22 protein-coding genes are annotated in these 23,501 nt (G+C 51.6%); 1 reads left to right on the top strand and 21 read right to left on the bottom strand.

From position 1 onward, the window contains the following. Position 1: 1 nt before the first annotated feature. The 12 genes from mltG to rluC form a co-directional block, all read right to left on the bottom strand. Complete coding sequence (gene mltG, locus J6J28_RS05105) at positions 2–1,024, bottom strand: endolytic transglycosylase MltG (protein WP_301720241.1); 1,023 nt, start codon at positions 1,022–1,024, stop codon at positions 2–4. After that, on the bottom strand, positions 997–1,797 hold the full coding sequence (pabC, locus tag J6J28_RS05100; protein ID WP_301720240.1) for an aminodeoxychorismate lyase: 801 nt from the start codon (positions 1,795–1,797) through the stop codon (positions 997–999). The genes mltG and pabC overlap by 28 nt, the downstream gene beginning before the upstream one ends. 48 nt (positions 1,798–1,845) lie before the next feature. Continuing rightward, entirely contained in the window at positions 1,846–2,085 is a 240-nt protein-coding gene (gene acpP, locus J6J28_RS05095; protein WP_301720239.1) for an acyl carrier protein, read from the bottom strand. A gap of 124 nt (positions 2,086–2,209) precedes the next feature. Next, positions 2,210–2,950, bottom strand: coding sequence for a 3-oxoacyl-ACP reductase FabG (gene fabG, locus J6J28_RS05090; RefSeq protein ID WP_301720238.1), 741 nt, complete (start codon positions 2,948–2,950; stop codon positions 2,210–2,212). Positions 2,951–2,953: 3 nt separating this feature from the next. Next, on the bottom strand, positions 2,954–3,871 hold the full coding sequence (gene fabD / locus J6J28_RS05085) for an ACP S-malonyltransferase (RefSeq protein ID WP_301720237.1): 918 nt from the start codon (positions 3,869–3,871) through the stop codon (positions 2,954–2,956). A gap of 22 nt (positions 3,872–3,893) precedes the next feature. Next, entirely contained in the window at positions 3,894–4,862 is a 969-nt protein-coding gene (locus J6J28_RS05080; protein ID WP_301720236.1) for a beta-ketoacyl-ACP synthase III, read from the bottom strand. 8 nt (positions 4,863–4,870) lie between these two features. Further along, entirely contained in the window at positions 4,871–5,896 is a 1,026-nt protein-coding gene (gene plsX / locus J6J28_RS05075; protein ID WP_301720235.1) for a phosphate acyltransferase PlsX, read from the bottom strand. Between the two features lie 21 nt (positions 5,897–5,917). Further along, positions 5,918–6,088 carry a 50S ribosomal protein L32 gene (gene rpmF / locus J6J28_RS05070; protein WP_128351594.1) on the bottom strand — a complete coding sequence of 57 codons (171 nt, stop codon included), beginning with the start codon at positions 6,086–6,088 and terminating at the stop codon, positions 5,918–5,920. A gap of 18 nt (positions 6,089–6,106) precedes the next feature. Further along, on the bottom strand, positions 6,107–6,631 hold the full coding sequence (gene yceD, locus J6J28_RS05065; RefSeq protein ID WP_301720234.1) for a 23S rRNA accumulation protein YceD: 525 nt from the start codon (positions 6,629–6,631) through the stop codon (positions 6,107–6,109). Between the two features lie 45 nt (positions 6,632–6,676). Beyond that, positions 6,677–7,291: a Maf family protein gene (locus tag J6J28_RS05060; RefSeq protein WP_301720233.1), complete on the bottom strand. Its 615-nt coding sequence runs from the start codon at positions 7,289–7,291 to the stop codon at positions 6,677–6,679. 15 nt (positions 7,292–7,306) lie between these two features. After that, positions 7,307–7,960 (bottom strand): HAD-IIIA family hydrolase, encoded by a 654-nt coding sequence (locus J6J28_RS05055; protein ID WP_301720232.1) that lies wholly within the window; start codon positions 7,958–7,960, stop codon positions 7,307–7,309. After that, a complete protein-coding gene (gene rluC / locus J6J28_RS05050) occupies positions 7,957–8,904 on the bottom strand; it encodes a 23S rRNA pseudouridine(955/2504/2580) synthase RluC (RefSeq protein WP_301720802.1) in 948 nt (315 codons plus the stop codon). Before rluC ends, J6J28_RS05055 begins: the two co-directional genes overlap by 4 nt. A gap of 488 nt (positions 8,905–9,392) precedes the next feature. Between rluC and rne the strand changes: the two genes are divergently transcribed. Continuing rightward, a complete protein-coding gene (rne, locus tag J6J28_RS05045) occupies positions 9,393–12,575 on the top strand; it encodes a ribonuclease E (protein WP_301720231.1) in 3,183 nt (1,060 codons plus the stop codon). 80 nt (positions 12,576–12,655) lie between these two features. Here the strand turns inward: rne and J6J28_RS05040 are convergent, their stop codons facing one another. The 9 genes from J6J28_RS05040 to J6J28_RS05000 form a co-directional block, all read right to left on the bottom strand. After that, positions 12,656–15,154, bottom strand: a complete 2,499-nt coding sequence (locus J6J28_RS05040) for a S9 family peptidase (protein ID WP_301720230.1) — start codon at positions 15,152–15,154, stop codon at positions 12,656–12,658. A 104-nt stretch (positions 15,155–15,258) separates the two neighbouring features. Next, positions 15,259–15,900, bottom strand: coding sequence for a maleylacetoacetate isomerase (gene maiA, locus J6J28_RS05035; protein WP_301720229.1), 642 nt, complete (start codon positions 15,898–15,900; stop codon positions 15,259–15,261). 21 nt (positions 15,901–15,921) lie between these two features. Continuing rightward, positions 15,922–16,944 carry a fumarylacetoacetate hydrolase family protein gene (locus J6J28_RS05030; protein WP_301720228.1) on the bottom strand — a complete coding sequence of 341 codons (1,023 nt, stop codon included), beginning with the start codon at positions 16,942–16,944 and terminating at the stop codon, positions 15,922–15,924. Between the two features lie 3 nt (positions 16,945–16,947). Continuing rightward, entirely contained in the window at positions 16,948–18,093 is a 1,146-nt protein-coding gene (locus J6J28_RS05025) for a homogentisate 1,2-dioxygenase (RefSeq protein WP_301720227.1), read from the bottom strand. Then, positions 18,086–19,162: a 4-hydroxyphenylpyruvate dioxygenase gene (gene hppD, locus J6J28_RS05020; protein WP_301720226.1), complete on the bottom strand. Its 1,077-nt coding sequence runs from the start codon at positions 19,160–19,162 to the stop codon at positions 18,086–18,088. The genes J6J28_RS05025 and hppD overlap by 8 nt, the downstream gene beginning before the upstream one ends. Positions 19,163–19,379: 217 nt before the next feature. Beyond that, on the bottom strand, positions 19,380–20,945 hold the full coding sequence (gene tyrR, locus J6J28_RS05015; protein WP_301720225.1) for a transcriptional regulator TyrR: 1,566 nt from the start codon (positions 20,943–20,945) through the stop codon (positions 19,380–19,382). A 117-nt stretch (positions 20,946–21,062) separates the two neighbouring features. Then, complete coding sequence (locus J6J28_RS05010; protein WP_301720224.1) at positions 21,063–21,410, bottom strand: 4a-hydroxytetrahydrobiopterin dehydratase; 348 nt, start codon at positions 21,408–21,410, stop codon at positions 21,063–21,065. Between the two features lie 23 nt (positions 21,411–21,433). After that, positions 21,434–22,228 carry a phenylalanine 4-monooxygenase gene (phhA, locus tag J6J28_RS05005; protein ID WP_301720223.1) on the bottom strand — a complete coding sequence of 265 codons (795 nt, stop codon included), beginning with the start codon at positions 22,226–22,228 and terminating at the stop codon, positions 21,434–21,436. Beyond that, positions 22,221–23,474 (bottom strand): trans-sulfuration enzyme family protein, encoded by a 1,254-nt coding sequence (locus tag J6J28_RS05000; RefSeq protein ID WP_301720222.1) that lies wholly within the window; start codon positions 23,472–23,474, stop codon positions 22,221–22,223. The genes phhA and J6J28_RS05000 overlap by 8 nt, the downstream gene beginning before the upstream one ends. Positions 23,475–23,501 lie beyond the last annotated feature (27 nt).

The following is a 23,501-nucleotide window of genomic DNA, read 5'->3' as shown; positions in this document are numbered from 1 at the left end:
TTTAATTCTTTCCTCTCTGATACCGGTTGACTGCCCGATTGTGCTCAGCCAATGTCTCGGAAAAGACATGACCGCCGGAACCATCAGCAACAAAATAGTAATAGTTTGAGGTCGCTGGTTCCGCTGCCGCGTGCAAACTGGCACGGCCCGGCATAGCTATAGGTGTCGGCGGCAGGCCATCAATACGGTAAGTATTGTAGGCAGTCGTGGCGCGCAAGTGAGCACGGGTCAGATTGCCGTCAAAATCCGTGATGCCGTAGATCGTTGTTGGGTCCGACTGCAAACGCATACCCTTTCGCAAGCGGTTCACGAACACCGAACTTACCAGATCGCGTTCGTTACCCAAGCCTGTTTCTTTCTCGATAATAGACGCCATAATAAGTAACTCATAGGAGTCTGTATAGGGTAAATCTTCAGCGCGCTGCTGCCAGGCCTCAGCGAGCCGCAATTGCTGGGTTTGATAAGCTTTACGAAGCAACTCGATCGCCTCTGTGCCCGCATAAAAATGATAGGTATCGGGCGCCAGGAAACCTTCCAGCGAACTCAGCGCCTGACTCCCCGTCACCGCTTCAATAAGCGCCGGAGAGTCTGCCGAAGTAGCGACCAGATCGGTATCGATATAGGTGTGCTGCAGCAGGACCTGCAACCATTGCGCCAACGTCTGCCCTTCAATGAGGGTGACCGTAAATTGATGCTGCTCGCCTGCGCGAAGCTGCTGCCAGAAGTCCTGCAAGGACTGGCCGTTGTGAATTTGATAAACACCGGCCTGTAGCCCCTCAGGTGCACTCCATAAGCGACTTGCCAGATAATTTAGCCGGATATCAGGCTGTTCCAGCCAACCACGCTCGGCCAACTGAGTTAAAATCGATCGTGCGTGAGCGCCTCGTTGCACTTCGAACAGCGCACTATCATCAACTGTTCGCAGAGGTTGCTGAACCAGCGCATAGCTCCAGTAGAGCGCCCCAGCGGCGGCAATCAGCAGAGCTAGAAAACAGATTAATAGGATACGTCGGATGCGTGCCACCAGTTTTTCAGAGCCTCGGGTAAGGTCGGATCAGAAACTCTATGTTCGCCTATTTGCGCAATAGGACGCAAGCCTAAAACACTATTTGTAAGAAGCACCTGCTCTGCAGCCAGAAGTTGCTCCGGCCTAACACCGGTTTGCACTTTTAGAGCGAGCGGCTGCTGCTCCAGCAGCTGACCACGCACGACCCCAGCGATTCCCGCTTGGCCCAGGTCGGGGGTATACCACTGGTTCCCTTCGCGCCAGATGATATTACTGGAGATGGCTTCCACCACCTCGCCGGCAGTGTCGAGGGCAATGAGTTCATCGAGTTGCCGTTGCGCCCGTTCCTGACTCAAGAGCACCTGCTCCAGCCGGTTTAAGGATTTCAGGCCCGCCAGTTGCACCGACCGGCTGAGTTGAAGCTGGGCAAAGTCGACGCGTAAAGGTGCCGCCGAACGCGACATTAAGAGATTGCAGGTCAGATACCAGTTGGCTTCTGACTGCGGCTGGAAACCATACCCGCGATCACCAATACCACGGGTGATAATAATCTTGATCACCAGGTCTTGCCGGGGCTGCGCCTTAATCAGTTGGGCGATGCAGTCCAGCAGCTCATGTTCGGGAGGAAGTAACATCTGCAGGCGTTCACTCGCCTGCTGCAGGCGTTGCCAGTGCAGCGGCCACCAGCGCGGTGAGCCATTTTCTACGGTGAGCGTAGTGAAGTGACCGTCGCCAAATTGGAGACCGCGGTCAAGGGCTTGGTCGGGGTATTGCTGTCCATTGTGCCACATAGAAAAAAGGCGGAATTTTCATTCCGCCCTTTTCAGCAAGCTTTTGGCTTAGTCGTTTGCGTGATTAGTCACGTAATCGATAGCGGCTTGAACAGTTTTGATCTTCTCAGCTTCTTCGTCTGGAATCTCAGTCTCGAATTCTTCTTCGAGTGCCATAACCAACTCAACTGTATCAAGTGAGTCAGCGCCAAGGTCGTTTTCAAAAGAAGCTTCGTGCTTTACTTCTTCTTCTTTAACGCCCAACTGTTCAATGATGATTTTCTTTACGCGTTCTTCAATAGTACTCATTGTTTCAATGTCCCTTCTTAGGTATCGAGTTCGAAATTGCGCTTAGTGTAGTGAAAGCGGCGGCATTAATAAAGGAAAAATTCGCGAATTCCCGAGAGGTCATACCCCTTGCCGATCATTTCCCTTACACCATCGCCAGACCACCATTCACATGAATGGTTTCACCAGTAATATAGGCCGCGCCAGGTGATGCTAAGAACACCACGGCAGCAGCCACTTCTTCAGGATTGCCCAAGCGCGCTGCCGGGATATTTGCAAAAATCGCCTGCTTTTGGTCGTCAGTCAGCGATTTGGTCATATCGGTATCAATAAAACCTGGTGATACACAGTTGACCGTTATACCGCGCGCAGCAATTTCCTGGGCCAGGGCTTTAGTAAAGCCAACTAAACCAGCCTTAGCTGCACAATAGTTGGTCTGACCTGGGTTACCTGTGGTGCCAACCACAGAGGAAATATTGATAATACGGCCATGGCGGCGCTTCATCATCCCACGCATCACTGCTTTACAGATACGGTAAACGGATTTCAAATTGGTGTCGAGCACAGCATCCCAGTCATCGTCTTTCAGACGCATCAGCAGATTGTCTTTAGTAATGCCCGCATTATTGACCAGAATATCCAGCTGGCCGTACTTTTCATCAATGCTCGAAAGTACCTTTGCCACACTGTCGGCGTCCGTCACATTCAGCTGCATCCCTTCACCATCAGCACCTAAATAGTCTGAAATGGCCGCTGCCCCTTTATCACTGGTGGCAGTTCCGACTACTTTTACGCCTTGTGCTACCAGTTGCTCGGCAATCGCTTTACCAATACCGCGACTGGCACCAGTGACCAGCGCAACTTGACCTTGCATTGTCGTCGTCATGATTTAAATCCTTGCTTTGATGGCATCAACGCTATTCACTGCATCACCCTGCAATGATTTGTCGATACGCTTGTTAAGTCCAGTTAAAACCTTGCCTGGCCCAATTTCATAAATTTCGGTGACGCCCTGGTCAGCCAGGTAGCGCACAGTCTCCGTCCAGCGTACTGGAGAATACAACTGACGAATTAAAGCATGGCGAATGGCATCTGCCTCACGCTCAACTTCAACATCAACATTGTTGACCACCGGAATATTCGGCGTTGTCAGGGTGACTTTGCCCAGTGCCACCGCCAGCTGATCCGCTGCCGGACGCATGAGGGCGCAGTGGGAGGGTACGCTGACGGGCAATGGCAGCACGCGCTTGGCGCCACGTTCTTTACAGGCTTCGCCTGCGCGCTCAACGGCTTCAGCGTGGCCAGCGATAACTACTTGTCCAGGTGAGTTGTAGTTCACAGCACTTACCACCTGGTCATCGGCGGCTGCGGCACAAGCCTCTTCCACCAGGCCATCCTCCAGGCCGATCACAGCAGCCATTGCGCCGACGCCACTGGGTACTGCGTTTTGCATAAATTCACCACGTTTGGCTACCAATGCAACAGCCTCTTTAAAATCAAGACAGCCACTGCAAACGAGCGCCGAATATTCGCCCAGACTATGCCCTGCTAACCAGCGCGGTGGCGTCACGCCCGCCTGCTCTAGCGCGCGGTAGAGGGCCACGCTGGCAGTCAGCAGCGCTGGCTGGGTACGTTGGGTCTCATTCAAGCGCTCCGCCGGGCCTTCCTGCACCAGCTGCCAAAGGTCATAACCAAGCACTTCGCTGGCTTCTTTAAAGGTTTCGCCAACAGCTGAGTACTCCGCTGCAACATCGGCCAACATGCCTACGGATTGCGATCCTTGTCCTGGAAAAACATATGCGCGCATGGTCCCTTCCTTTTCGTTTGAATTAATAAGTGACAAGTGCTGAACCCCAGGCGAAACCGCCGCCAAAGGCTTCGAGTAATAAGCGCTGACCGCGCTTTATGCGGCCATCGCGAATCGCGACATCAAGTGCGATAGGCACCGATGCAGCCGAAGTATTGCCTGTGTCTGCCAGGGTAGTAATCACTTGTGACATAGGCATTTTCAATTTTTTCGCGGTCGCCTTAATGATCCGCAAATTCGCTTGATGCGGTACTAACCAGTCTAGCGCATCTGGCGTCAGGTTATTGGCCACCAGCGTTTCGTTCACCAGTTCACTGAGTTTACTCACCGCGACTTTAAACACTTCATTGCCTTTCATGTACATCCAGGCTTCGCTAAGTTCTTCTGCCGGAGCTTCACTACCTCGTGGCGGATGATTCACCCCCAACAGATCAGCAAATTCACCGGCACTATGCAAGTGCGTTGATTCAATCCCAGGCGTGTCGCTGGCTTGCAAAACGGCAGCTCCAGCACCATCGCCAAAGAGGATGATGGTATTACGGTCATCTGGTCGGCACAGCCGTGACAACACGTCGGTGCCTATGATCAAAACATTACGATAGGTACCACTGCGAATGTACTGATCGGCCACGCTCATGGCAAACAGAAAACCGGAACAGGCGGCCGCAACATCGAAAGCTGGAATATTGTGTTCCGTCAGTGCCGCCTGAATTTCACAAGCGACGCTCGGGAAAGCGCGGTCGCCAGAAGTCGTGGCCACCACAATCAAATCAATATCAGAAGTTTCGAGATCAGCAGCTGCTAATGCATTTCGTGCTGCTGCGACCCCCATGGTGACGGCATTTTCACCATTACTGGCGATATGACGTTGGTGAATACCGGTGCGTTCAACGATCCAGTCATGGGTTGTATCGACGCGTTGTTCAAGCATGGCATTCGTCAAACACTGCTCTGGCAAATAATGCCCAGTGCCTGCGATTCTAGAAAACATAAGAACCTTTATTCCTGCTCTAGGAGTACTTTTTCCACCTGATCACGGATACGTGTCGGGAGGTCCTGTTGCGTCTCCGAAACGGCCTGCTCAATCGCACTTAAAAAAGCTTTTGCGTTGGCATCACCGTGACTTTTAATCACGACGCCCCGCAATCCTATCAGACTTGCACCGTTGTAGTGGTCGGGCTTCAACCAATCCCAAGAACGTTGCAAGCGACTATAGAAAAGTTTGACGAACCAACGTGTTACCCAGTGGGCATGGATATTGGCACGAATATTGTTCAGCAGAAGTTCTGCCAGGCCTTCACAGCTTTTCAGGGCTACGTTGCCGACAAAGCCATCACAAACAATTACATCCGCCCGGTCGGCGAACAGATCATCACCTTCAATGAAGCCAATGTAGTTAAGACTCTTGGACTGTTGAAACAGTTGCGCGGTGGACTTCACCACATCGTTGCCTTTGATATCTTCTTCGCCCATGTTGAGCAAGGCAATGCGTGGGTTTTCTTTTTGCAGTACTTCGCGTGCGGCGACTGAGCCCATTATGCCAAACTGGAATAAGGTGTCGCTGTCGCAAACGGGATTAGCTCCCAAATCCAGCAGAAAGGCGCTGCCGCCCGAGGCTTGCGGAATCGCAGACATCAACGCCGGCCGCAATACACCAGGTAATGTTTTTAGAGAGAAATAGGCTTTGGTCATCAACGCGCCGGTGTTACCGGCACTTACACAGGCCGCGGCCTCACCATTGGCGACCAGCTCCAAAGCAACGCGCATGGAGGAATCTGGTTTCGCGCGCAGAGAATACCCTGGCTTGTCCGTCATCGCCACGGTTTGACTTGCATGCTTAAGAGTTACACGGGGGTGTTGGTCGAGCTGGCACGCTGTTAGTAGCGGTTCAAGCTCAGTCTCATCGCCAACGACGATGAAATGGTGTTGGGGATAGGTTGTTAACGCATCAACGAGTGCGTCAATAACAATTGAGGGGCCATTATCGCCCCCCATTGCATCAAGTGCCAGTGTCAGTGCGGCCATAGCCTCACTTCCTGTCGCTGGTTACTTGTTAATTACTTTACGGCCTTTATAAAAACCGTCAGCTGTTACATGGTGACGACGATGCGTTTCACCAGAGGTAGAATCAACCGACAGTGTAGGGCCGCTCAGTGCATCGTGAGAACGACGCATGTCGCGCTTCGAACGAGTTTTCCGATTCTTTTGTACAGCCATTTACGCTATCTCCTAAGTTTATTTACGCTTTAGTGCTTGCAATACTGCGAAAGGATTATCCTCATCGCTGGTGGCGTCTTCAATTTTGCCCCATTGCATTGCATTACTATCTACCCGACATTCGCGCTCGTCATGTTTAACAACAACAGGCATTGCTAATATCAGCTCATCTTCAATAATTCGATGCAATTGGATTTCGCCAAGCTCATCCACTTCAATAGCTTCGTACTCATCTGGCATATCGGCGGCCGTTTGGCGTTTGGTTACTGGTGCATAAACAAAGTCACTTACCAGCTCAACTGCCATGGGGTCTCCACAGCGCTCGCAAGCGACTGTGACTTTGACCTCGGCATGCCCTCTTACGTGCTTAATGTTTTGCGCGTCTACTGCAAAGTCGAGATCGGCATCAACATCAGCACAAGGGACAACCAAAAGCTCTTGTAAACGAGTTAGCGAGGTACCAGGCACAACACCGTGGTAGCTCAACTGTTTACCGGCACTTTTAACCGGATCGACCGAAATGGGTATACGAACCTTCTGCATAGGGCGCGAATATTAAAGGATTCAGGCCCTGAAAACAAGTGGTTTTCAGCTTTTTATCGGCTTCTCTGCCGGCTGCTCTGCAAGTAAGGGATTGACCTGCCAATGCCGCAGCATAGCTAGCAGTCGAATCAGTGGCAAACCAATTAAAGTATTCGGATCATCGCCGCGCAGCGACTCAAATAAACTAATGCCTAACCCTTCGCTTTTAAAGCTTCCCGCGCAGTTAAAAGGCTGTTCCAGCGCGACATAGCCCTTAATCTCAGCAGCGCTAAGGTCCCGGAAGCTAACCTGAAAAGGTTCGACACAAGCGAGTAACTCTTGCTGGCCGCTATGATAAACCGCCAGGCCTGTATAAAAGGTTACCGTTTTCCCGCTGGCGGCACTGAGTTGCTCAATTGCCTTCGCTTCATCACCGGGTTTGCCTAAAATAGCCCCCTCCACTACCGCAACCTGGTCGGAGCCAATCAGCAGGTGATCGGAATAGGTCGTTGCCAGCGCTTGTGCTTTGGCGATTGCCAGCCGCTTGACCAAGTCTTCCGCCTGCTCCCCAGGGAGTGCGGTTTCGTCGACCTGCGGTGCTGCGCAGGTAAACTCCGGTAGGACTTTTTCCAGCAACATGCGGCGATAAGGTGATGTGGACGCGAGTACAATAGCAGTCATGTGAATGCCCTCCTGTTAGCGTTCGGCGTCTAATAAAGATGGAAATTGCTGCCAGTTCGAGAGCACCGCGAGGGGCGAATAGACGGATAACTGTTGTGCCGAGTGCACACCAAAATCGACGCCCACCCGGTCCATACCCGCAGCTTCAGCCATACGCAGATCATGAATGGAGTCGCCAATCATCAATGCTTTACTAAGATCGCAATTGGCCTCTTCGAGCAGCTCGTGCAGCATCTTAGGATCAGGCTTTGAAGCGGACTCATCGGCACAACGCGATAATTGGAAAAACTGTGCGGTGTCGGTTTCCTGCCAGACGCGATTTAAACCTCGCCGCGCTTTTCCCGTTGCCACCGCAAGTTGATAGCCTTGTTGACGGAGATCGGCCAGCATTTCTGGCACACCAGCAAACAACGGCGTCGGCGTCGGATCAAGTTCGACATATTGATCACGGTAACGCGCCAGAAATGTCGCGTGCTGCTGTCCGTCCAGACGCCCGAATAAGCGCTCAATCGCTGGTTCGAGACTTAAGCCGATAATATCGCGCACCTGGGTATCGGTCGGTACCGGCAATGCCAGATGAGTTGCTGTTGCCTGCATGGACGAGACAATGCGACCTATCGAATCCATCAAGGTGCCATCCCAGTCGAAAATCAACAGTTGATACTTCATGCTGGTAAACGCTTCAAGGCCTGACTTAAGGCTTTATCCAATGGCGCGTCTACGGTAATCGTCTTGCCGCTTTGCGGGTGCTTAAAGCTCAGCCGGTGCGCATGCAGGAATAAGCGGTTTAAGCCAATCTCCTGCATGGCCGCATCAAACACCTGATCGCCATACTTAGGATCACAGGCAATCGGATGTCCTGCATGGAGTGCGTGCACCCGAATCTGATGGGTACGGCCGGTAATGGGTGAGGCTTCAACCAAAGTGCAATTGGCAAATTGTTGCTGTACCCGAAAGCGCGTTTCTGAAGGCTTGCCCGCAGCATCGACGCGTACGACCCGTTCGCCCGATTTCAACGTATTTTTCAGCAGCGGCGCCGCAATAAATTTCACATGTGCCTGCCAATGGCCCCGGACCAGAGCCAGGTATTGCTTATCCATGGTCTTCTCGCGCAGTTGCTCGTGCAATGCGCGCAGCGCAGAACGGCGCTTAGAAATCAGAATACAGCCGCTGGTTTCGCGGTCCAGTCGGTGAACCAGTTCCAGATGCTTGGCGTCAGGTCGCAACGCACGCAAACTCTCAATCAGGCCAAACTGCAAGCCGGAGCCACCGTGCACGGCAAGCCCCGCCGGTTTGTTCAGCACCAACAGTAAATCATCCTCGTACAGTATTTGCTGATTAAGCGCCTGTACTTGATCTAGGTTCGCGGACGGTAACGGATTACTCTCGGCCACCCGCACGGGCGGGATGCGCACCAGATCGCCCGCCTGCAATTTATAATCAGGCTTGCAACGCTTTTTATTGATCCGCACTTCTCCTTTACGCACGATGCGGTACACCAGGGATTTGGGTACGCCTTTCAACTGCGCAAGGAGAAAATTGTCGATACGCTGACCGGCATAATCGGCTTCGATTGTGACCCAGCGTACTTGGGATTGTTGATTTTCGCTCATGCCGGCAAGTTTATCATTTTCCATTTTTTCTGACTGCATTTTTGTTGCTTTATTTTATCTTGTACTGACTACCCTGTTCATGGGATACTAAGCATCCGGAAAAAACCGCACCGGACAGTTTGAGAGCGGTACGAGCGAAAAATAGTAATAGTGGCCTGGCGCATCGAAAGCGATTGCAACACAGCCTCCACCTCAGGGTACAACTACGCACACAGCGTTATTGAGATCCTGATGGCACGGAACATGCACAACATGCAGAAGACCGGTCCACTAATTTTGTCAAAGCATCTTGCGACGACACGGTACGAATACAAGCGTATTTCGGCTTGGTAACCAATTGCGTACCTCACGTTGGTGTTAAGTAGCACAACGGGAGGTGTCATCATACGCTGAGATAGCGCGATGGCAGTCTACAATTCAATCTCGAAATAGCGATGGCGAAGACGCCTTCGTACTGTGTTGTGGCACATAAAGAAAGAGTCACAACTATGAAAAGAATGTTGATCAATGCAACACAGCAAGAAGAGCTGCGCGTTGCTTTGGTGGACGGACAACGATTATACGATTTAGATATCGAAAGTCCCGGCCACGAACAAAAAAAAGCAAATATCTACAAGGGTAAAATTACCCGCATCGAACCTAGCCTTGAAGCAGCCTTTGTTGATTACGGCGCTGAACGTCACGGCTTCCTCCCCCTGAAAGAAATTGCCAAAACCTACTTCCCGAAAGGCTATACCTTCTCCGGCCGTCCGAATATCAAGGACGTCATTAAAGAAGGCCAGGAAGTCATTGTCCAGATTGATAAAGAAGAACGTGGCCAGAAAGGCGCAGCACTGACTACTTTTATCTCGCTGGCCGGCAGTTACCTGGTGCTGATGCCAAACAACCCACGTGCCGGCGGTATTTCTCGTCGCATTGAAGGTGATGAACGCACTGAGCTTAAAGAAGCGATGCGCGATCTAAAACTGCCTGATGGTATGGGACTGATTGTCCGTACTGCAGGTGTTGGCAAATCAGCAGAAGAACTCGACTGGGACCTCAATGTCCTGATTCATCACTGGCAGGCCATTGAAAAAGCATCTGAGCAACGCCCTGCTCCGTTCCTGATCCACCAGGAAAGTAATGTTGTCTTCCGCGCTATCCGTGACTATCTGCGTCGCGATATCGGTGAGGTTTTGATCGATAACCCGAAAGTCTTTGAACAGGTTCGTGATCACGTTACTCTGATTCGTCCGGACTTCGTCAATCGTGTAAAAACCTACGAAGGCGATATCCCTTTATTCAATCATTATCAGATTGAGAGCCAAATCGAATCGGCGTTCCAACGTCAGGTCCGCTTACCCTCAGGTGGCTCAATCGTTATTGACCCAACTGAAGCTCTAACCTCAATCGACATCAACTCGGCACGCGCCACCAAAGGCGGCGATATCGAAGAGACCGCATTTCAGACCAACTTAGAAGCCGCAGAAGAAATCGCACGCCAGTTACGCCTGCGTGATGTCGGCGGTCTGGTCGTTATCGACTTTATCGATATGACCCCGATGAAACATCAGCGCGAAGTTGAAAACCGCCTTCGTGACAGCCTCAAACAAGACCGTGCCCGGATTCAGGTCGCACGCATCTCACGTTTTGGTTTGCTGGAGATGTCTCGTCAGCGCCTGCGTCCGTCGCTAGGCGAATCAGCCAATCACGTCTGCCCTCGTTGTGATGGTCATGGCACCATCCGCTCAGCAGAGTCACTGGCGCTTTCGATCTTGCGCTTGATTGAGGAAGAAGCCTTAAAAGATAACACTATTCAGGTTCAGGCTCAGGTCCCGGTGACTGTCGCCACCTATTTGCTGAATGAGAAACGCAAAGCCATTGCCGAAGTTGAAAAACGTCACTCGGTATCGGTTCTGGTGATTCCAAATACCAACCTTGAAACACCGCATTTCGACGTCAAGCGTCTGCGCAATGACGAGATGGACGAGGCCAACAGCTTTACGCTCATCGACAAGCCTGAAGACACCAGCACGGAAGTTGTCCTTAACAAGGATAAGCCAAGCTTCGAAGAGCCAGCCCTCAAGGGCCTGCAGGCACCAGCTGCGCCGGCTCCAACACCTGCCCCGCAAGTGCCAGAAAAAGCAAAAGCTGTGGCAAAAGCTACCGGTACCTCGTTGTTACAACGGCTTGGTAAATGGCTGAGTGGAATCTTCGGTAGTGAAGAAGACGAACAGCAAAAACGCCAGCAAGAAAAACGTGATGACAACCGTAATCGAGGCGGTAATAACCGTCGCGGTGGTCAGGGTCGTAACCAGCGTGGTGGCCAACGTCGTCGTAATACTTCCCGTTCACGTCCGCGCGACGATGAGCAGAAAGGTACTACGGATAAGCCAGAGGCTAGCAAAGACAAAGCTGCAGAGACGAAAGACAGCGGTAAAAACGAGCGTGGTCAACGTCGTGGTGGCAGAAACCGTAATCGTCAGCAAGCGGATGCAACGCAAAAGCCAAAAGCAGACGCGGTTGAGAGTAAAACTGAGTCAAAACCAGCAGCAGAAGCCAAACCTAAGCCGCGTCGTCAACGTCGCAAACTGGATAAGTCCGTTCGCGTAGGCAAAGAAGAACAAAGCACTGCTCCTGAGCAGGTTCCGGATCTGTCGCTGGACGAGTCGAAACAAGACCAGCAAGAAAGCGCCGCAGCAGCGACGCAAGCGGCGACGGAGTCCACCGAGCAAACACAGGATGCAACTGTTGAGCAAAGTGGCGAGAAACGTGAGGGTCGTAATCGTTCACGCCGTAGTCCGCGTCATCAGCGGGCCGCAGGTCAGCGTCGTAAAGCAGAAGGTCCGCAAGAACAAACCTCTGACGAGAGCGCTACCGACTCGGCCACAGCGCAACAACCTGAAGTTGCCGAAACAACGGCGCCGAAAAGCACGACTGAAACCGAAGCCAGTGCCGAGCAAACCAGCGAAAAACCAGCGAAAGGCCGTGGCTCCGATGACGCTAAGCCAAGAAAACGTTCAGCACGCATGACCCAGGCGGCCAAAGAAGTTGCTGCTGAGAAGAAAGCTGCTGAAGCTGCCAAAGCTGACGCTGGTGATGCGCAAGTTGAGTTGAAGCTTGATGAGAGTACTGACGCCGGAACCGATAGCAAGGCAAAAGCTGAGCACAGCCAGGTTGCTGCGAGCGAGGATTCCGCTCAGGCAGAAGCTCAAACGCCAAAACCAGCACCTGCAGCTGAGCCATCGCAAGAACAGCCAGAGGTGCAGGACAAAGCGCCAGGTGACGTTGAGCCAGAAGCTGAACCTAAGCCAGCAACCAAGGCTGCGGTGAAGCCTGAAGCTCAGGAGAACAAGCCAGAGCCGAAGGAAGAAGCTAAAGCAGCGGCAACAGACCAGGCTGAAGAAACGGCGAAGGAAGCGAAAGCGGAATCTAAGCCTGCAACCAAGCCAGCTGCGCAAGCAGCAGAACCTGTTGCCAGCAACAAGCCAGCAAAAGCAATTGGCCGTCGGGTCAGCGCACCTATGGCGAAAGCCAGCGCCCAACCGCGTGACGATAGCTTTGCCCCACTGCAGGTTGCTGATGAAAGTCAGCGTGCCGATTTCAGCAGAGCCAGTACTGTAGCGAGTCTCAGCCAGGCGCGCGCTCGCGCTCACGCTGAAATGGCCAAGTGTGAAAGCTCTGGCGCTTAACGCCGGGCTTTCTTAACTGCCCTATAAAAAAGGCCGAAATCTGAAGATTTCGGCCTTTTTCTTATCTATTACTTAATTATCTACTTCAGGTTTTCTTCAAACAACTCATAGATTCGACGGTACTCGTCCAGCCAGCTCGATGGCTGCCGGAAGCCATGCGGCTCGACCGGGAATATGGCAGTTTCAAAATCCTCTTTCTCGTGCTCGATCAAGCGCTGCACCAAACGCACACTGTCCTGGAAAAAGACATTGTCGTCTACCATCGGTGAGTTGATCAATAACGCATCTTGCAGGCCCTCAGTAAAGTAGATTGGCGAGCTACGGCGATAGGCAATAGGATCGTCATCCGGCAAGTTGAGGATGTTAGAAGTGTAGCCGGTGTTGTAATGTGCCCAGTCTGATACTGGCCGTAAGGCAGCACCCGCTTTGAACAAGCCCGGCTCATTGAATAACGCCATAAAGGTCAGGAAGCCACCGTAGGAGCCACCGTAAGTACCCATGCGGTCGGTGTCAACGTTGGTATTCTCTCCGGCCCACTGCACCACATCCACCAGATCTTCGACTTCAGGCCAGCCCATATTCCGGTAAATCGCTGTGCGCCAATCCCGGCCATATCCTTTCGAGCCACGGTAATCGAGATCCAGAACCACATAGCCCTGACGGTTCAGGAAGGTATGGAACATAAACTCGCGTTGGTAGTTGGACCAGCCCGCGTGTGCATTCTGCAGGTAACCTGCACCATGAATAAATACCACTGCAGGATACTTCTCGGCACGGTTCGGATCATAGTCATCCGGATAGTAGACACGCGTATAAATCGGCTCGTCCACATTGCTCGATGGCACCGGTACGATCTCCGGCACGCTCCAGTCGAAACTATTGAATTGTTCAGTCGCTGTATGAGTTAAGCGTTTAGCCGATGCTGATGACAGTAACGATTGGACATAGAGCTCAGACGGCTGCAAGGCACTGGAGTAGCTAAACACGACTTGATCGCCACCAGGGCTGAGCTCAAAGGACTCCACCATGCCATCGAGATCGGTCAGTTGTTCCGTTTCACCGCTTTCATAATTTACCCGATACAATTCGTAAACCCCCGGATGAGAAGCATTCGCGGTGAAATAAATCGACTGCGTCTGGGCATCAACTGCCGGGCTTTCAGTGACAAATTTGCCTGAGGTCAGCTGTTGCTGGTTGCCACCTAGGCGCTGGGTGTAAAGATGCGCATAACCGTCTTCTTCACTCTGATACCAGATACGATCGTCAGAATTGGGTAAAAAGCCAAATTCATTGTGGGTGTAGTTAATCCAGGCATCATCGTGCAGACGATGCTGGTTCACCAGCTGTTTGCCGGCAAAATCAACCGAGGCTATCCAGCGATCTTTATTGTCCCAGGCTTCCAGCATAACAATGGCGTTTTCACCCGTAGCTGACCAGCGAATCGCGCCGCTCTCCCAGCCCCAGTCCTGCATCAGGGTAATAGGTCGTGGTGCTTGCTCCGATTCATAGTCTTTACCCTGTGCGGCATAATTTTCGGCCTTCACTTCAGCAAGCACGTCTTCGTTCCAGCCCGGCAAGGTGTTGTAGGTAAACGGGGTCTGCTCCCCAGTTTCCAGATCAAGCAGCAGCAACTGGTGGTCTACGGGCTTAGCGTCAGCCACCCTGCGGCGCACCGACTCGGCTTCTACGCGACCGGACTCAGCAACGTAATTTGGCATAATATCGCCGTCGTCACGCCAGCTTTGTGGATCAGTGATGGCAACAATGAGTTTATCTCCTGCAGGCGATAAACTCGCGGCGACAATTTGCTTGTTCTCGCCAAGGTAAAATGACTGCGGAGCTAAAGAAGGATTTTCATTTGTTAACTCGGCGCGGTAATCGGCTCGCTCCTGACGATCGCGGCGCTCTTTTTGTACAAACTCAATGAGTTCAACCTGCTCGCGGGCAACAAAGTCTTTCGGCTCAGCAACGGCTTCGGGTTTATTGCGGGTAGCTAAGCTGGCCACTTGTGCAGTGAGGCCGCTTTGCGGATCAACCACAAAAAAGTCATTGCCCTGACGGTAGCTCAGACGGCCGTCATTGAGAAAGGTTAACTGGGATTGACGCGCTTCATCGCGGGTCAGCTGGCGTACATCACCGCTTTCCAAATCACGCACGAACACGTTGCCTTCAAAACTGTAGGCTAACAGTGAACGGCCATCATTATACACCCCATCGCTGTAGGCGTAGTTGTGTAAACGATCGACAGGTACCTTATGTGCGTTTTCTTTATCTAACGGCAAATGAAACCAGTCACTGATCACGCTATTCTCGCGTTTTTGTTGGTAAAGCACACCGGTGCCGTCGAGCAGCCAGTAGGCTGAACTCGGTGAACGTGCCACCCAGTCCTGATCCGACATGATTTGCTTGATGGTGAGTTCACCGGTTTCCACCGCCGAGCTGGTATTGCCGTCCGCCAGACTTAGGGTCTCCGGGGCGGTGGTAGTGGCACTGCTGCCACTCGTACCCGCGACGTCAGTTGCCGCGCAGGAGGCAGCAATAAATGCAGCGAGTATTGAAACAGTAAATTTTGTTTTCATTCTTATGTTTCCCTTTCCTATGAGATAGAGCCATTAAAGCAAAATGCCCAGCAAGTTACGAGCTGGGCATTTGTCTATTGCGGTGAACTTATAGTTTCCTGCGTTCAGGATTCGGCATCGGGCTGTTTGTCAGGATGCGCCTCGGCAACCCAGGGCAATTCCTGTAAGCGTCCATAAATACTTTGCAGTAATGGGTAAGCATCTAAGTCGATACCAAACCGTTGCGCACTATAGACCTGCGGTACCAGACAGACATCCGCAAGAGAAAATTCGTCGCCGACGCAGTACTCGCCAGAAACTTCGTTGAGACTGTGCTCGAACGCAGTAAAGCTCTCAGTAAACCAATGATCGAGCCACGCTTGTTTTTGCTCGTCGCTTACTTCCAGTTGCTGTTTCAAATACTGCTGCACCCGCAGGTTGATAAGAGGTTGCAATTCACTGCAAAGATCCAGTGCCAGCGCCCGAATGGCACCACGTTGCCGCGGGCTGCCAGGCAGCAGGCTCGGGCGCGGATACTTCTCTTCCAGATATTCGATAATGGCCAGCGACTGATGCAGGATCACCTGACCGTGGACCAGAGTGGGTACCAGACCATTTGGATTGAGCTGTCGGTACGCCTGTTGATGTTGCTGACCACCATCTTTGAGAAGATGCACTGGCAGGTAATTGTAGTCACACTTTTTGAAGTTTAGGGCAATACGTGCCCGATAACTGGCGCTTGAGCGCCAGTAACCGTAGAGTTCCATAGGATCGACCCCATTAATGAGTTAGTCTTCTGGCTGATACTGTAGGACCTTTTGGTCGATACTGCCAAAAATACTTTTGCCATCGGCGTCATTCATTTCAATCTTAATGGTATCACCGAACTGCATAAACCCAGTGCTTGGTTTGCCATCACGAATGGTTTCAATCATGCGTACTTCAGCGATACAGCTGTAACCCACCCCGCCTTCTGCAATAGCACTACCATGGTCGGTGCCTTGCTTGTTCGATACGGTACCTGAACCTATGATAGCGCCGGCACTGAGATGTCGAGTCTTCGCCGCATGCGCGACCAGCTGGGCAAAATCAAAGGTCATATCTTCACCAGCGTTCGGCTTGCCGAACGGCTGACCGTTGTATTCGCTCAATAACGGCAGGTGGACCTTGTTATCTCGCCAGGCATCGCCTAACTCGTCCGGAGTTACAGCGACAGGTGAAAACGCTGACGATGGTTTGGACTGAAAGAACCCAAAACCTTTACCCAACTCATTTGGAATCAAGCCGCGCAGCGATACATCATTGACCAACATCAACAGGCGAATGTACTGCCCTGCTTTACTTGCCTCCACACCCATAGGGACATCGTCGGTAATAATGGCCACTTCACCTTCAAAGTCGATCCCCCAGGCGGTATCCCCCATTTCGATAACATCTTTGGGACCGAGGAAGTCATCAGACCCGCCCTGATACATCAGCGGATCTGTCCAGAAACTTGGCGGCATTTCCGCATTACGGGCACGGCGTACCAGCTCGACGTGGTTCACATAGGCACTGCCGTCGGCCCACTGATAAGCGCGCGGTAACGGTGATTCACAGAGACTTTCATCAAAAGCCACAGCGTCATCAAGCTCACCATTATTTAAGGCGCTGTAGACATTCTCCAGCTCCGGCGCAATGCCATCCCAGTCATCAAGAACTTCCTGTAAGGTTTCAGCAAGGGCTGGAACCGCAACAGCTTTCGTTAGATCGCGACTGACGACCATCAGCTGGCCGTCGCGTGTACCGTTTCGATAGGTTGCAAATTTCATAGATTATTTAGCCTTTTCATCTTTTGCTTGCCAGCTATACACATAGTCTGGGTTTTCCACTTGCGCACACACATCGCCCATTTCCAGGGCATTACGTGTATCGAGCATGACTGCCACTTCATCGGTAAATTTCTTGCGATACTCGCGCCCGGCCTGGAAAGCTTTCGGATGCGGTCCGTGAGTAAAGCCAGCAGGATGGAAAGTCACCATCCCTTTGTCGATGTTATCGCGGCTAAAGAAGTCACCCTCATGGTAAAACAATACTTCATCATAATCGTCGTTGTTATGATAAAACGGCACTTTCAATGCGCCCGGGTCCGATTCAATCGGTCGTGGCACAAAGGTGCAAACGACAAACCCATCAGCGACAAAAGTGGTATGTGCCGACGGCGGCAGATGGTATCGATGACTCATCAATGGCCGTATATCGCGCCAATTGATTCGCACAGGCGCCAAATCACCATGCCAACCCACCGCATCAAGCGGGTTATAGGGATAAGTAATACGCGAGATTTTATCGTGCCGTTTCACTTCGATCTGCCACTGTTCTTCGCTGTATTGAGCTTTAAAGTCAGCATCAATATCCGGCGTATCCAGACACGCAGGGTCGAAAATAGCGTGGTTGCCGACCAGACCTTTCTCTGGCAACTGGTACGCACTGTTGGTCGCCTCGATCATGACAATATGCATAGGCTCGAGGGGTTCAATACGCCAGTTCGTAGACCTTGGAATAGCGAAATAGTCGCCTTTTTCAAGGGTGATATGACCGTAGTCACAATACAGCTCACCACGCCCTTCATGGATAAATAACAGCTCATCACCATCAGCATTACGCACTAAAAAAGGCATCTTCTCATGGCAATGCCAGATGCGAAATTTACACTGTGCGTTGTGCAACAACAATGGCACCTGCCACGGGGAGTCCGTGGCCAGGTTATCCAGTTTATTAAAATCAAAATTACGGGGGCGTAACTCACCTTCCCACTCACTCCAACCGGTTGGAGCATGGCGGTGATGAAAATGCGTTGCCGGCCCAAAAAAGCCACTGCGGCCAACTTCACGTTCATAGATCGCCTGCTCCGGGAAGTCTGCGTGAGCCTGTTTAGAGCTCACGCCAACTTGTTTCGGAAAGCTAATCCATTTACGCATCGTCTAACACTCCACGACGAATTTGGTCTTCTTCGATAGATTCGAACAAGGCTTTAAAGTTACCTTCGCCGAAGCCTTCGTTACCTTTACGCTGGATGATTTCAAAGAACACCGGACCAATAACAGTTTTGGTGAAAATCTGCAGTAAGATACCGTCTTTCATCGGCGCGCCGTCAATGAGGATTTGCAAGTCACGCAAGTCATCAAGATTTTCGTCATGCCCTTCTACACGCTCATTTACTTTTTCGTAATAGGTGTCCGGCGTCGGCATAAAGTCCATGCCGATTTCACGCAGATCACGTACTGTTTTGTAGATATTGTCCGAGGTCAGCGCAATGTGCTGAATCCCCTCGCCTTTGTATTCGCGTAGATACTCTTCGATCTGAGACTTATCATCGTGGGATTCGTTGATCGGGATACGGATTTTGCCGCAAGGTGCGGTCATCGCGCGACTTAGCAAACCCGTCAACTTGCCTTCGATATCAAAGTAACGGATCTCGCGGAAGTTACCGATGCGCTCGTAAAAACCTGCCCAGGTATCCATGTTGCCACGGAACACGTTGTGGGTCAGGTGATCCACTTCATACAGACCAGCAGCGTGGTCTTTCATTTTCGCTTGCCAGTCATCGTAAAAGTCGAAGTCGTCGGCGTACACGCCCATACCATCGTACTTATCAATGAAGTAGAGAACACTTTCGCCGATCCCGTACACCGCTGGGAAATCAGCTTGGCTCTCACCCACATCACGCTGGAAAGGTTTCGCACCGTTGGCTACGGCGTGTTCGAAGGCATGCTGGGCATCCTTCACGCGCCAGGCCATACCGCAGACGCTTGGACCGTGCTCTTTTGCAAAGGCTTCAGCCTGACCGCCAGTTTCAGCATTGACGATAAAGTTAATGTCATTTTGCTTGTACAGCCAGACTTCTTTGCTTTTGTGTTTGGCCACTTCGGTGAAACCCAGTTTCACAAACAAGTCTTTCAGTGCAGCAATACCTTTTGCATCAGGAGCGGCATACTCAACGAACTCGAATCCGTTGGTCTGTAATGGATTATAATTTATGTCAGTCATTCTGTAGTCCTCATTCGTACGTCAGGCTTTTAGTAGTGGCCTATGTTCTACTATGCTCATCAGGCAACTACCAGAGGCGAGGCTGAAACTCCGCGTGCGGCTTCAGCGCGTACTTTTGTAAAGATGTTGATACAGATCAACTTTAGCTGACAATCAGCGACTTCTATGTACGGTTTTCCATACAACAGCCTCAATTTTCGTAAACAAAGCTTTACTATCAGGATTTTGCAACCGGCTTACGCCGCTGTTTGCCAATCCCGTACTCACGAAGTTTGTTCGCCACAGCAGTGTGCGAAAGCCCTAATTTTTTGGCCAGTTGCCGGGTACTGGGGTAACTCGGATACAAGCGTCGCAGGATGGTGCTTTCGAACTTTTTAACCGCTTCATCCAGGCTGCCCTCTTCCAGATCGACTGCAACATTTTCATGCAGCCCGTCGGCCTCAGGCAAATAAACATCGGCAGCTTCCAGCCGATCACCTTCCAGCATGGATAATGAACGAAAGAGTACGTTTTCCAGCTGACGAACGTTGCCCGGCCATTGATAACGTTGCAACAACTCGCGGCAATCACGGGTCAGCAATACCAGACTACGTCCCAAACGTTGGCACGCCTGCAGGCTGAAATGTTCGGCTAAAAGGGGGATGTCAGATTTACGCTCGCGTAGCGGTGGTAACTGCAACGTGAGCACATTCAGACGGTAAAACAAATCTTCGCGGAAGGAGCCTGCCTCGACGCGGTCCTGCAGATCATCGCGGGCTGAACAAATAATACGAACGTCTACGGCGACCTCTTGCTCCTCCCCGATACGGCGGAATTTACCGTCCTGAATAAAGCGCAGCAGCTTTGCCTGCAAGCCATTCGACATCTCGCCAACCGCATCGAGCAACACGGTACCGCCGTTCGCCTGTTCAAAGATCCCTTTTTTCGCTTCGGTATGAGGCCCTAAACTACCTTTGCCGTGGCCAAACAGTTCACTCTCCGCGACATTATCCGGCAGTGCTGCACAATTGACCGCCAAAAAGGGTTGCTCCGCGCGATGACTGGCCTGATGGCAGGCCCGCGCCAGCAACTCTTTGCCGACCCCGGTTTCCCCCTGAACCAAAAGGGGAACATTCAACTCAGCCATGCGCCGCGCTTCTTTGAGCAAACGTTTCATGCTGGCATGTTCGCCGAGCAACTGATGAAACGCATCATGCTGACCGGTGCGCTGCCACTGACTGCTCAGAGGTTGCGGCTTACAGGTCAGCACTGCGCCAGCGAAGCTGGTTTTATCATGCTCATCGGCCACCCAAATCGGCATCAGTTCAGCGAAATACTTTGCCCCATTAATGGTCACCTGACTCAGCTGCGGCTCGGTGGGTTGGCGCTCCAGCCAGCGGCTGATATTAAAGCCGCTGAGCCATTGCGTAATCGAAGTGCCCGGTAAGTGTTCACGCGTATCCGATAGCAGTAAACCGGCAGCATCATTGGCGATATCAATGATGCCTCTGGCATCAATCGAGAGAACAGGATCCGGGAGTTTATTCAGGAGCAGACTAAACTCAAAATGCTCTCGCTCTGAGGGCATAAAAGCTACGGTTTTTACGTCTTTAACGTTAGGAATGCGCCGGATCTCAGGCATCAGGTGCTGGAAATCTTTAAATTCAAGCTCAGGGAAATTCAGGAAGATCTTGCCTTTGGGGTCAACTTCGATACCACGAAGATCAATTTCACGGTCACGTAGAATCTGCAGTACATCTTGGCAAAGACCCAGGCGGTCATCGCAGGTGATTTCGAGACGCATCGGCACAACTTATCGGTTGATTAAAATGTAAACATAAGTATACATAAAAAAGCCTCTACCCGTCACTAGGCTAGAGGCTTTTTGTCGATAGCTTTGCGCCGATCAGCGCAATCTCAATTATTCTTCATCATTCAGCGCTGCGTCAGTACGCGCCGCCATGATAAAATCATTTTTGTGCAGACCGTTGATGGCATGTGTCCACCAGGTCACCGTCACCTTGCCCCACTCGGTTACCAGCGTCGGGTGGTGGAATTCATCTTCAGCAATTTCCCCCACGCGGTTGGTGAATGCTAACGCCTGCTTGAAGTTTTTAAACTTAAACTCGCGTTCCAGCTGCATCACGCCATCGCGTGACACTGGCGTCCAGTTTGGGATTTCCCGCATAAGTTCTGCCAGTTCCTCATCGCTCACCTTGGGTGCGTCAGCATTACAGGCTTCACATTTTTGTTCTTTTAAGTCAGTCATAGTTACTCCGTTTTTACAGTCCGTTAAGCGGCATTTTTGGGTGGAAACTTAGGTTCAAACAAACCAAGCTCCATCGCTTCATGTACCAGAGCCATGATATCCAGGTCCGCGATTTCAAATAGCTTCTCGGTGCTCTCGATGGTGTAGTAGATGGGCTGCATAATATCAATCCGATACGGTGTACGCAGCGCATCAAGAGGCACCAGTGGTTTACGTTCGGGTTTATCACTATGGATCGCATATTCAGTTTCGCCCGGCGACGATAAGATCCCCCCCCCGTATATACGTAAGCCATCTTCGGTGTTCAATAAACCGAACTCCACTGTAAACCAGTATAGCCGAGCCAGATAAACGCGCTCTTTTGGCGTCGCGTTCAAACCTAACTTACCGTATTGATGGGTAAAGTGGGCAAACGCTGGATTCGTTAACAGTGGGCAGTGGCCGAAGATTTCATGAAATATATCAGGCTCTTGCAAGTAATCAAACTCTTCTCGCGTACGAATGAAGGTCGCTACTGGAAACTGCTTGTTCGCCAGCAGGCGAAAAAATTCGTCAAACGGGATCAGAGCCGGTACTTGTGCGACCTGCCACCCCGTCGTCGCTTCCAGTACTTTATTGACCTCATGCAGTTGTGGCAGACGATCATGCGGCAAGTCCAGTAACTCGAGTCCATGCATGTACTCATCACAGGCTTTACCTGGAATGTGTTTTAACTGGCGAGCAACCAAATCGCGCCATACCGCGTTCTCTTCGTCACTCCAGTCGATAATACCGTTTTCGTCTGGCTGGCGTGAAACGTATTGGCTTTGTTTACCCATAAGTCAAAGGTTCCCCTTGTTGCTGTGCTGTTTGCGGTGTTGTTGTTTTAAAAGTTTTGGCAAACGCTTGTTCTAAATCCTGAATAATATCATCAACGGCTTCCAGCCCGACTGCGATACGGATCAGTGTATCGCTGATCCCCGCGCGAGCTCGCGCTTCTGGCGTGTATGGCGAATGCGTCATCGACGCCGGATGTTGAATCAGAGTTTCGGCATCGCCGAGGCTGACCGCTATGGTAATTAATTCTAGTCCATCCAGCAGTTGTTGCGCATCCTCCCTGTCGCCATGCAATTCAAATGCGATGACAGCTCCACTGCCATGCATCTGCGTGCCCATCAACCGTTGCGCGGGATGATCGGGCAGGCCCGGGAAATAAACAGTTCGCACGGACGGATGCTTAACTAAGTAGTCAGCTACTTTGACTGCATTCTTACAATGTCGTTCCATACGCACATCAAGGGTCTTCAGACCACGCAAAATCAACCAGGCATCGTGTGGACTCATGGTTGCGCCCATGTCTTTCAGGGTCGTTGCCTTAATTAACTCAATGTCATCCTCGGTACCACAGATCAGGCCCGCGACCACATCGCCATGTCCATTAAGAAATTTGGTCGCACTATGCACCACAAGATCAGCACCTTGTTGACGCGGCTGCTGCAGCAAAGGTGTCATAAAGGTATTGTCGACAATCACCCGCGCCTGATAGTCATGAGCAATACTGGCGACAGCGGCAATGTCGATAATTTTCAGGTGAGGATTGGCCGGCGTTTCTATAAACACCAGCTTGGTGGTTTCGCGCATGGCGGCACGCACGTTTCCGGCGTCGGTCATATCGACGAAGTCGACTTCGATGCCAAACTTTTTGAACAGATGGGAGAACAACGCAAAGCTGCACCCGTAGATCGCATCGGCCACTACAACGTGGTCACCATGCTCAAGAAACGCGAGCATGGCCGCAGAGATAGCCCCCATGCCTGTTGCGCATGCTGCACCCGCAGGAAAGCCTTCGAGGTGCGCAATCCGCGCTTCCAGTTCATGCGTAGTTGGATTACCAAGACGCGAGTAAATGTAGCCATTTGCTTCACCAGCAAAGCGAGCTGAGCCCTCGGCAGTGGTATGAAATGCGAAAGTGGCAGTCTGATAAAGCGGTGCAACCAATGCACCATGCGGATCCGGCTGTTTACCGCCATGGATCGTCATGGTCGCTGGCTGCCATTGCGATTTATGTTTATCGTTGTTGCGCATTGGCAGTACGTCCTCCTGTTGTCGACA

It is taken from the genome of Pseudidiomarina terrestris (assembly GCF_030466375.1).
Taxonomy (GTDB): domain Bacteria; phylum Pseudomonadota; class Gammaproteobacteria; order Enterobacterales; family Alteromonadaceae; genus Pseudidiomarina; species Pseudidiomarina terrestris.
This window is presented reverse-complemented; position numbering and strand designations above follow the sequence as displayed.

Excerpts from the sequence above, each read along its gene's own strand:
- rpmF (WP_128351594.1), bottom strand. The coding sequence starts at position 6,088 with ATGGCTGTACAAAAGAATCGGAAAACTCGTTCGAAGCGCGACATGCGT.
- fabG (WP_301720238.1), bottom strand. The coding sequence starts at position 2,950 with ATGACGACGACAATGCAAGGTCAAGTTGCGCTGGTCACTGGTGCCAGT.
- J6J28_RS05025 (WP_301720227.1), bottom strand. The coding sequence starts at position 18,093 with ATGCGTAAATGGATTAGCTTTCCGAAACAAGTTGGCGTGAGCTCTAAA.
- hppD (WP_301720226.1), bottom strand. The coding sequence starts at position 19,162 with ATGACTGACATAAATTATAATCCATTACAGACCAACGGATTCGAGTTC.
- yceD (WP_301720234.1), bottom strand. The coding sequence starts at position 6,631 with ATGCAGAAGGTTCGTATACCCATTTCGGTCGATCCGGTTAAAAGTGCC.
- J6J28_RS05060 (WP_301720233.1), bottom strand. The coding sequence starts at position 7,291 with ATGACTGCTATTGTACTCGCGTCCACATCACCTTATCGCCGCATGTTG.
- pabC (WP_301720240.1), bottom strand. The coding sequence starts at position 1,797 with ATGTGGCACAATGGACAGCAATACCCCGACCAAGCCCTTGACCGCGGT.
- J6J28_RS05040 (WP_301720230.1), bottom strand. The coding sequence starts at position 15,154 with ATGAAAACAAAATTTACTGTTTCAATACTCGCTGCATTTATTGCTGCC.
- acpP (WP_301720239.1), bottom strand. The coding sequence starts at position 2,085 with ATGAGTACTATTGAAGAACGCGTAAAGAAAATCATCATTGAACAGTTG.
- rne (WP_301720231.1), top strand. The coding sequence starts at position 9,393 with ATGAAAAGAATGTTGATCAATGCAACACAGCAAGAAGAGCTGCGCGTT.
- tyrR (WP_301720225.1), bottom strand. The coding sequence starts at position 20,945 with ATGCGTCTCGAAATCACCTGCGATGACCGCCTGGGTCTTTGCCAAGAT.
- J6J28_RS05000 (WP_301720222.1), bottom strand. The coding sequence starts at position 23,474 with ATGCGCAACAACGATAAACATAAATCGCAATGGCAGCCAGCGACCATG.
- J6J28_RS05030 (WP_301720228.1), bottom strand. The coding sequence starts at position 16,944 with ATGAAATTTGCAACCTATCGAAACGGTACACGCGACGGCCAGCTGATG.
- fabD (WP_301720237.1), bottom strand. The coding sequence starts at position 3,871 with ATGCGCGCATATGTTTTTCCAGGACAAGGATCGCAATCCGTAGGCATG.
- plsX (WP_301720235.1), bottom strand. The coding sequence starts at position 5,896 with ATGGCCGCACTGACACTGGCACTTGATGCAATGGGGGGCGATAATGGC.
- rluC (WP_301720802.1), bottom strand. The coding sequence starts at position 8,904 with ATGAGCGAAAATCAACAATCCCAAGTACGCTGGGTCACAATCGAAGCC.
- J6J28_RS05010 (WP_301720224.1), bottom strand. The coding sequence starts at position 21,410 with ATGACTGACTTAAAAGAACAAAAATGTGAAGCCTGTAATGCTGACGCA.
- J6J28_RS05080 (WP_301720236.1), bottom strand. The coding sequence starts at position 4,862 with ATGTTTTCTAGAATCGCAGGCACTGGGCATTATTTGCCAGAGCAGTGT.
- phhA (WP_301720223.1), bottom strand. The coding sequence starts at position 22,228 with ATGGGTAAACAAAGCCAATACGTTTCACGCCAGCCAGACGAAAACGGT.
- maiA (WP_301720229.1), bottom strand. The coding sequence starts at position 15,900 with ATGGAACTCTACGGTTACTGGCGCTCAAGCGCCAGTTATCGGGCACGT.
- J6J28_RS05055 (WP_301720232.1), bottom strand. The coding sequence starts at position 7,960 with ATGAAGTATCAACTGTTGATTTTCGACTGGGATGGCACCTTGATGGAT.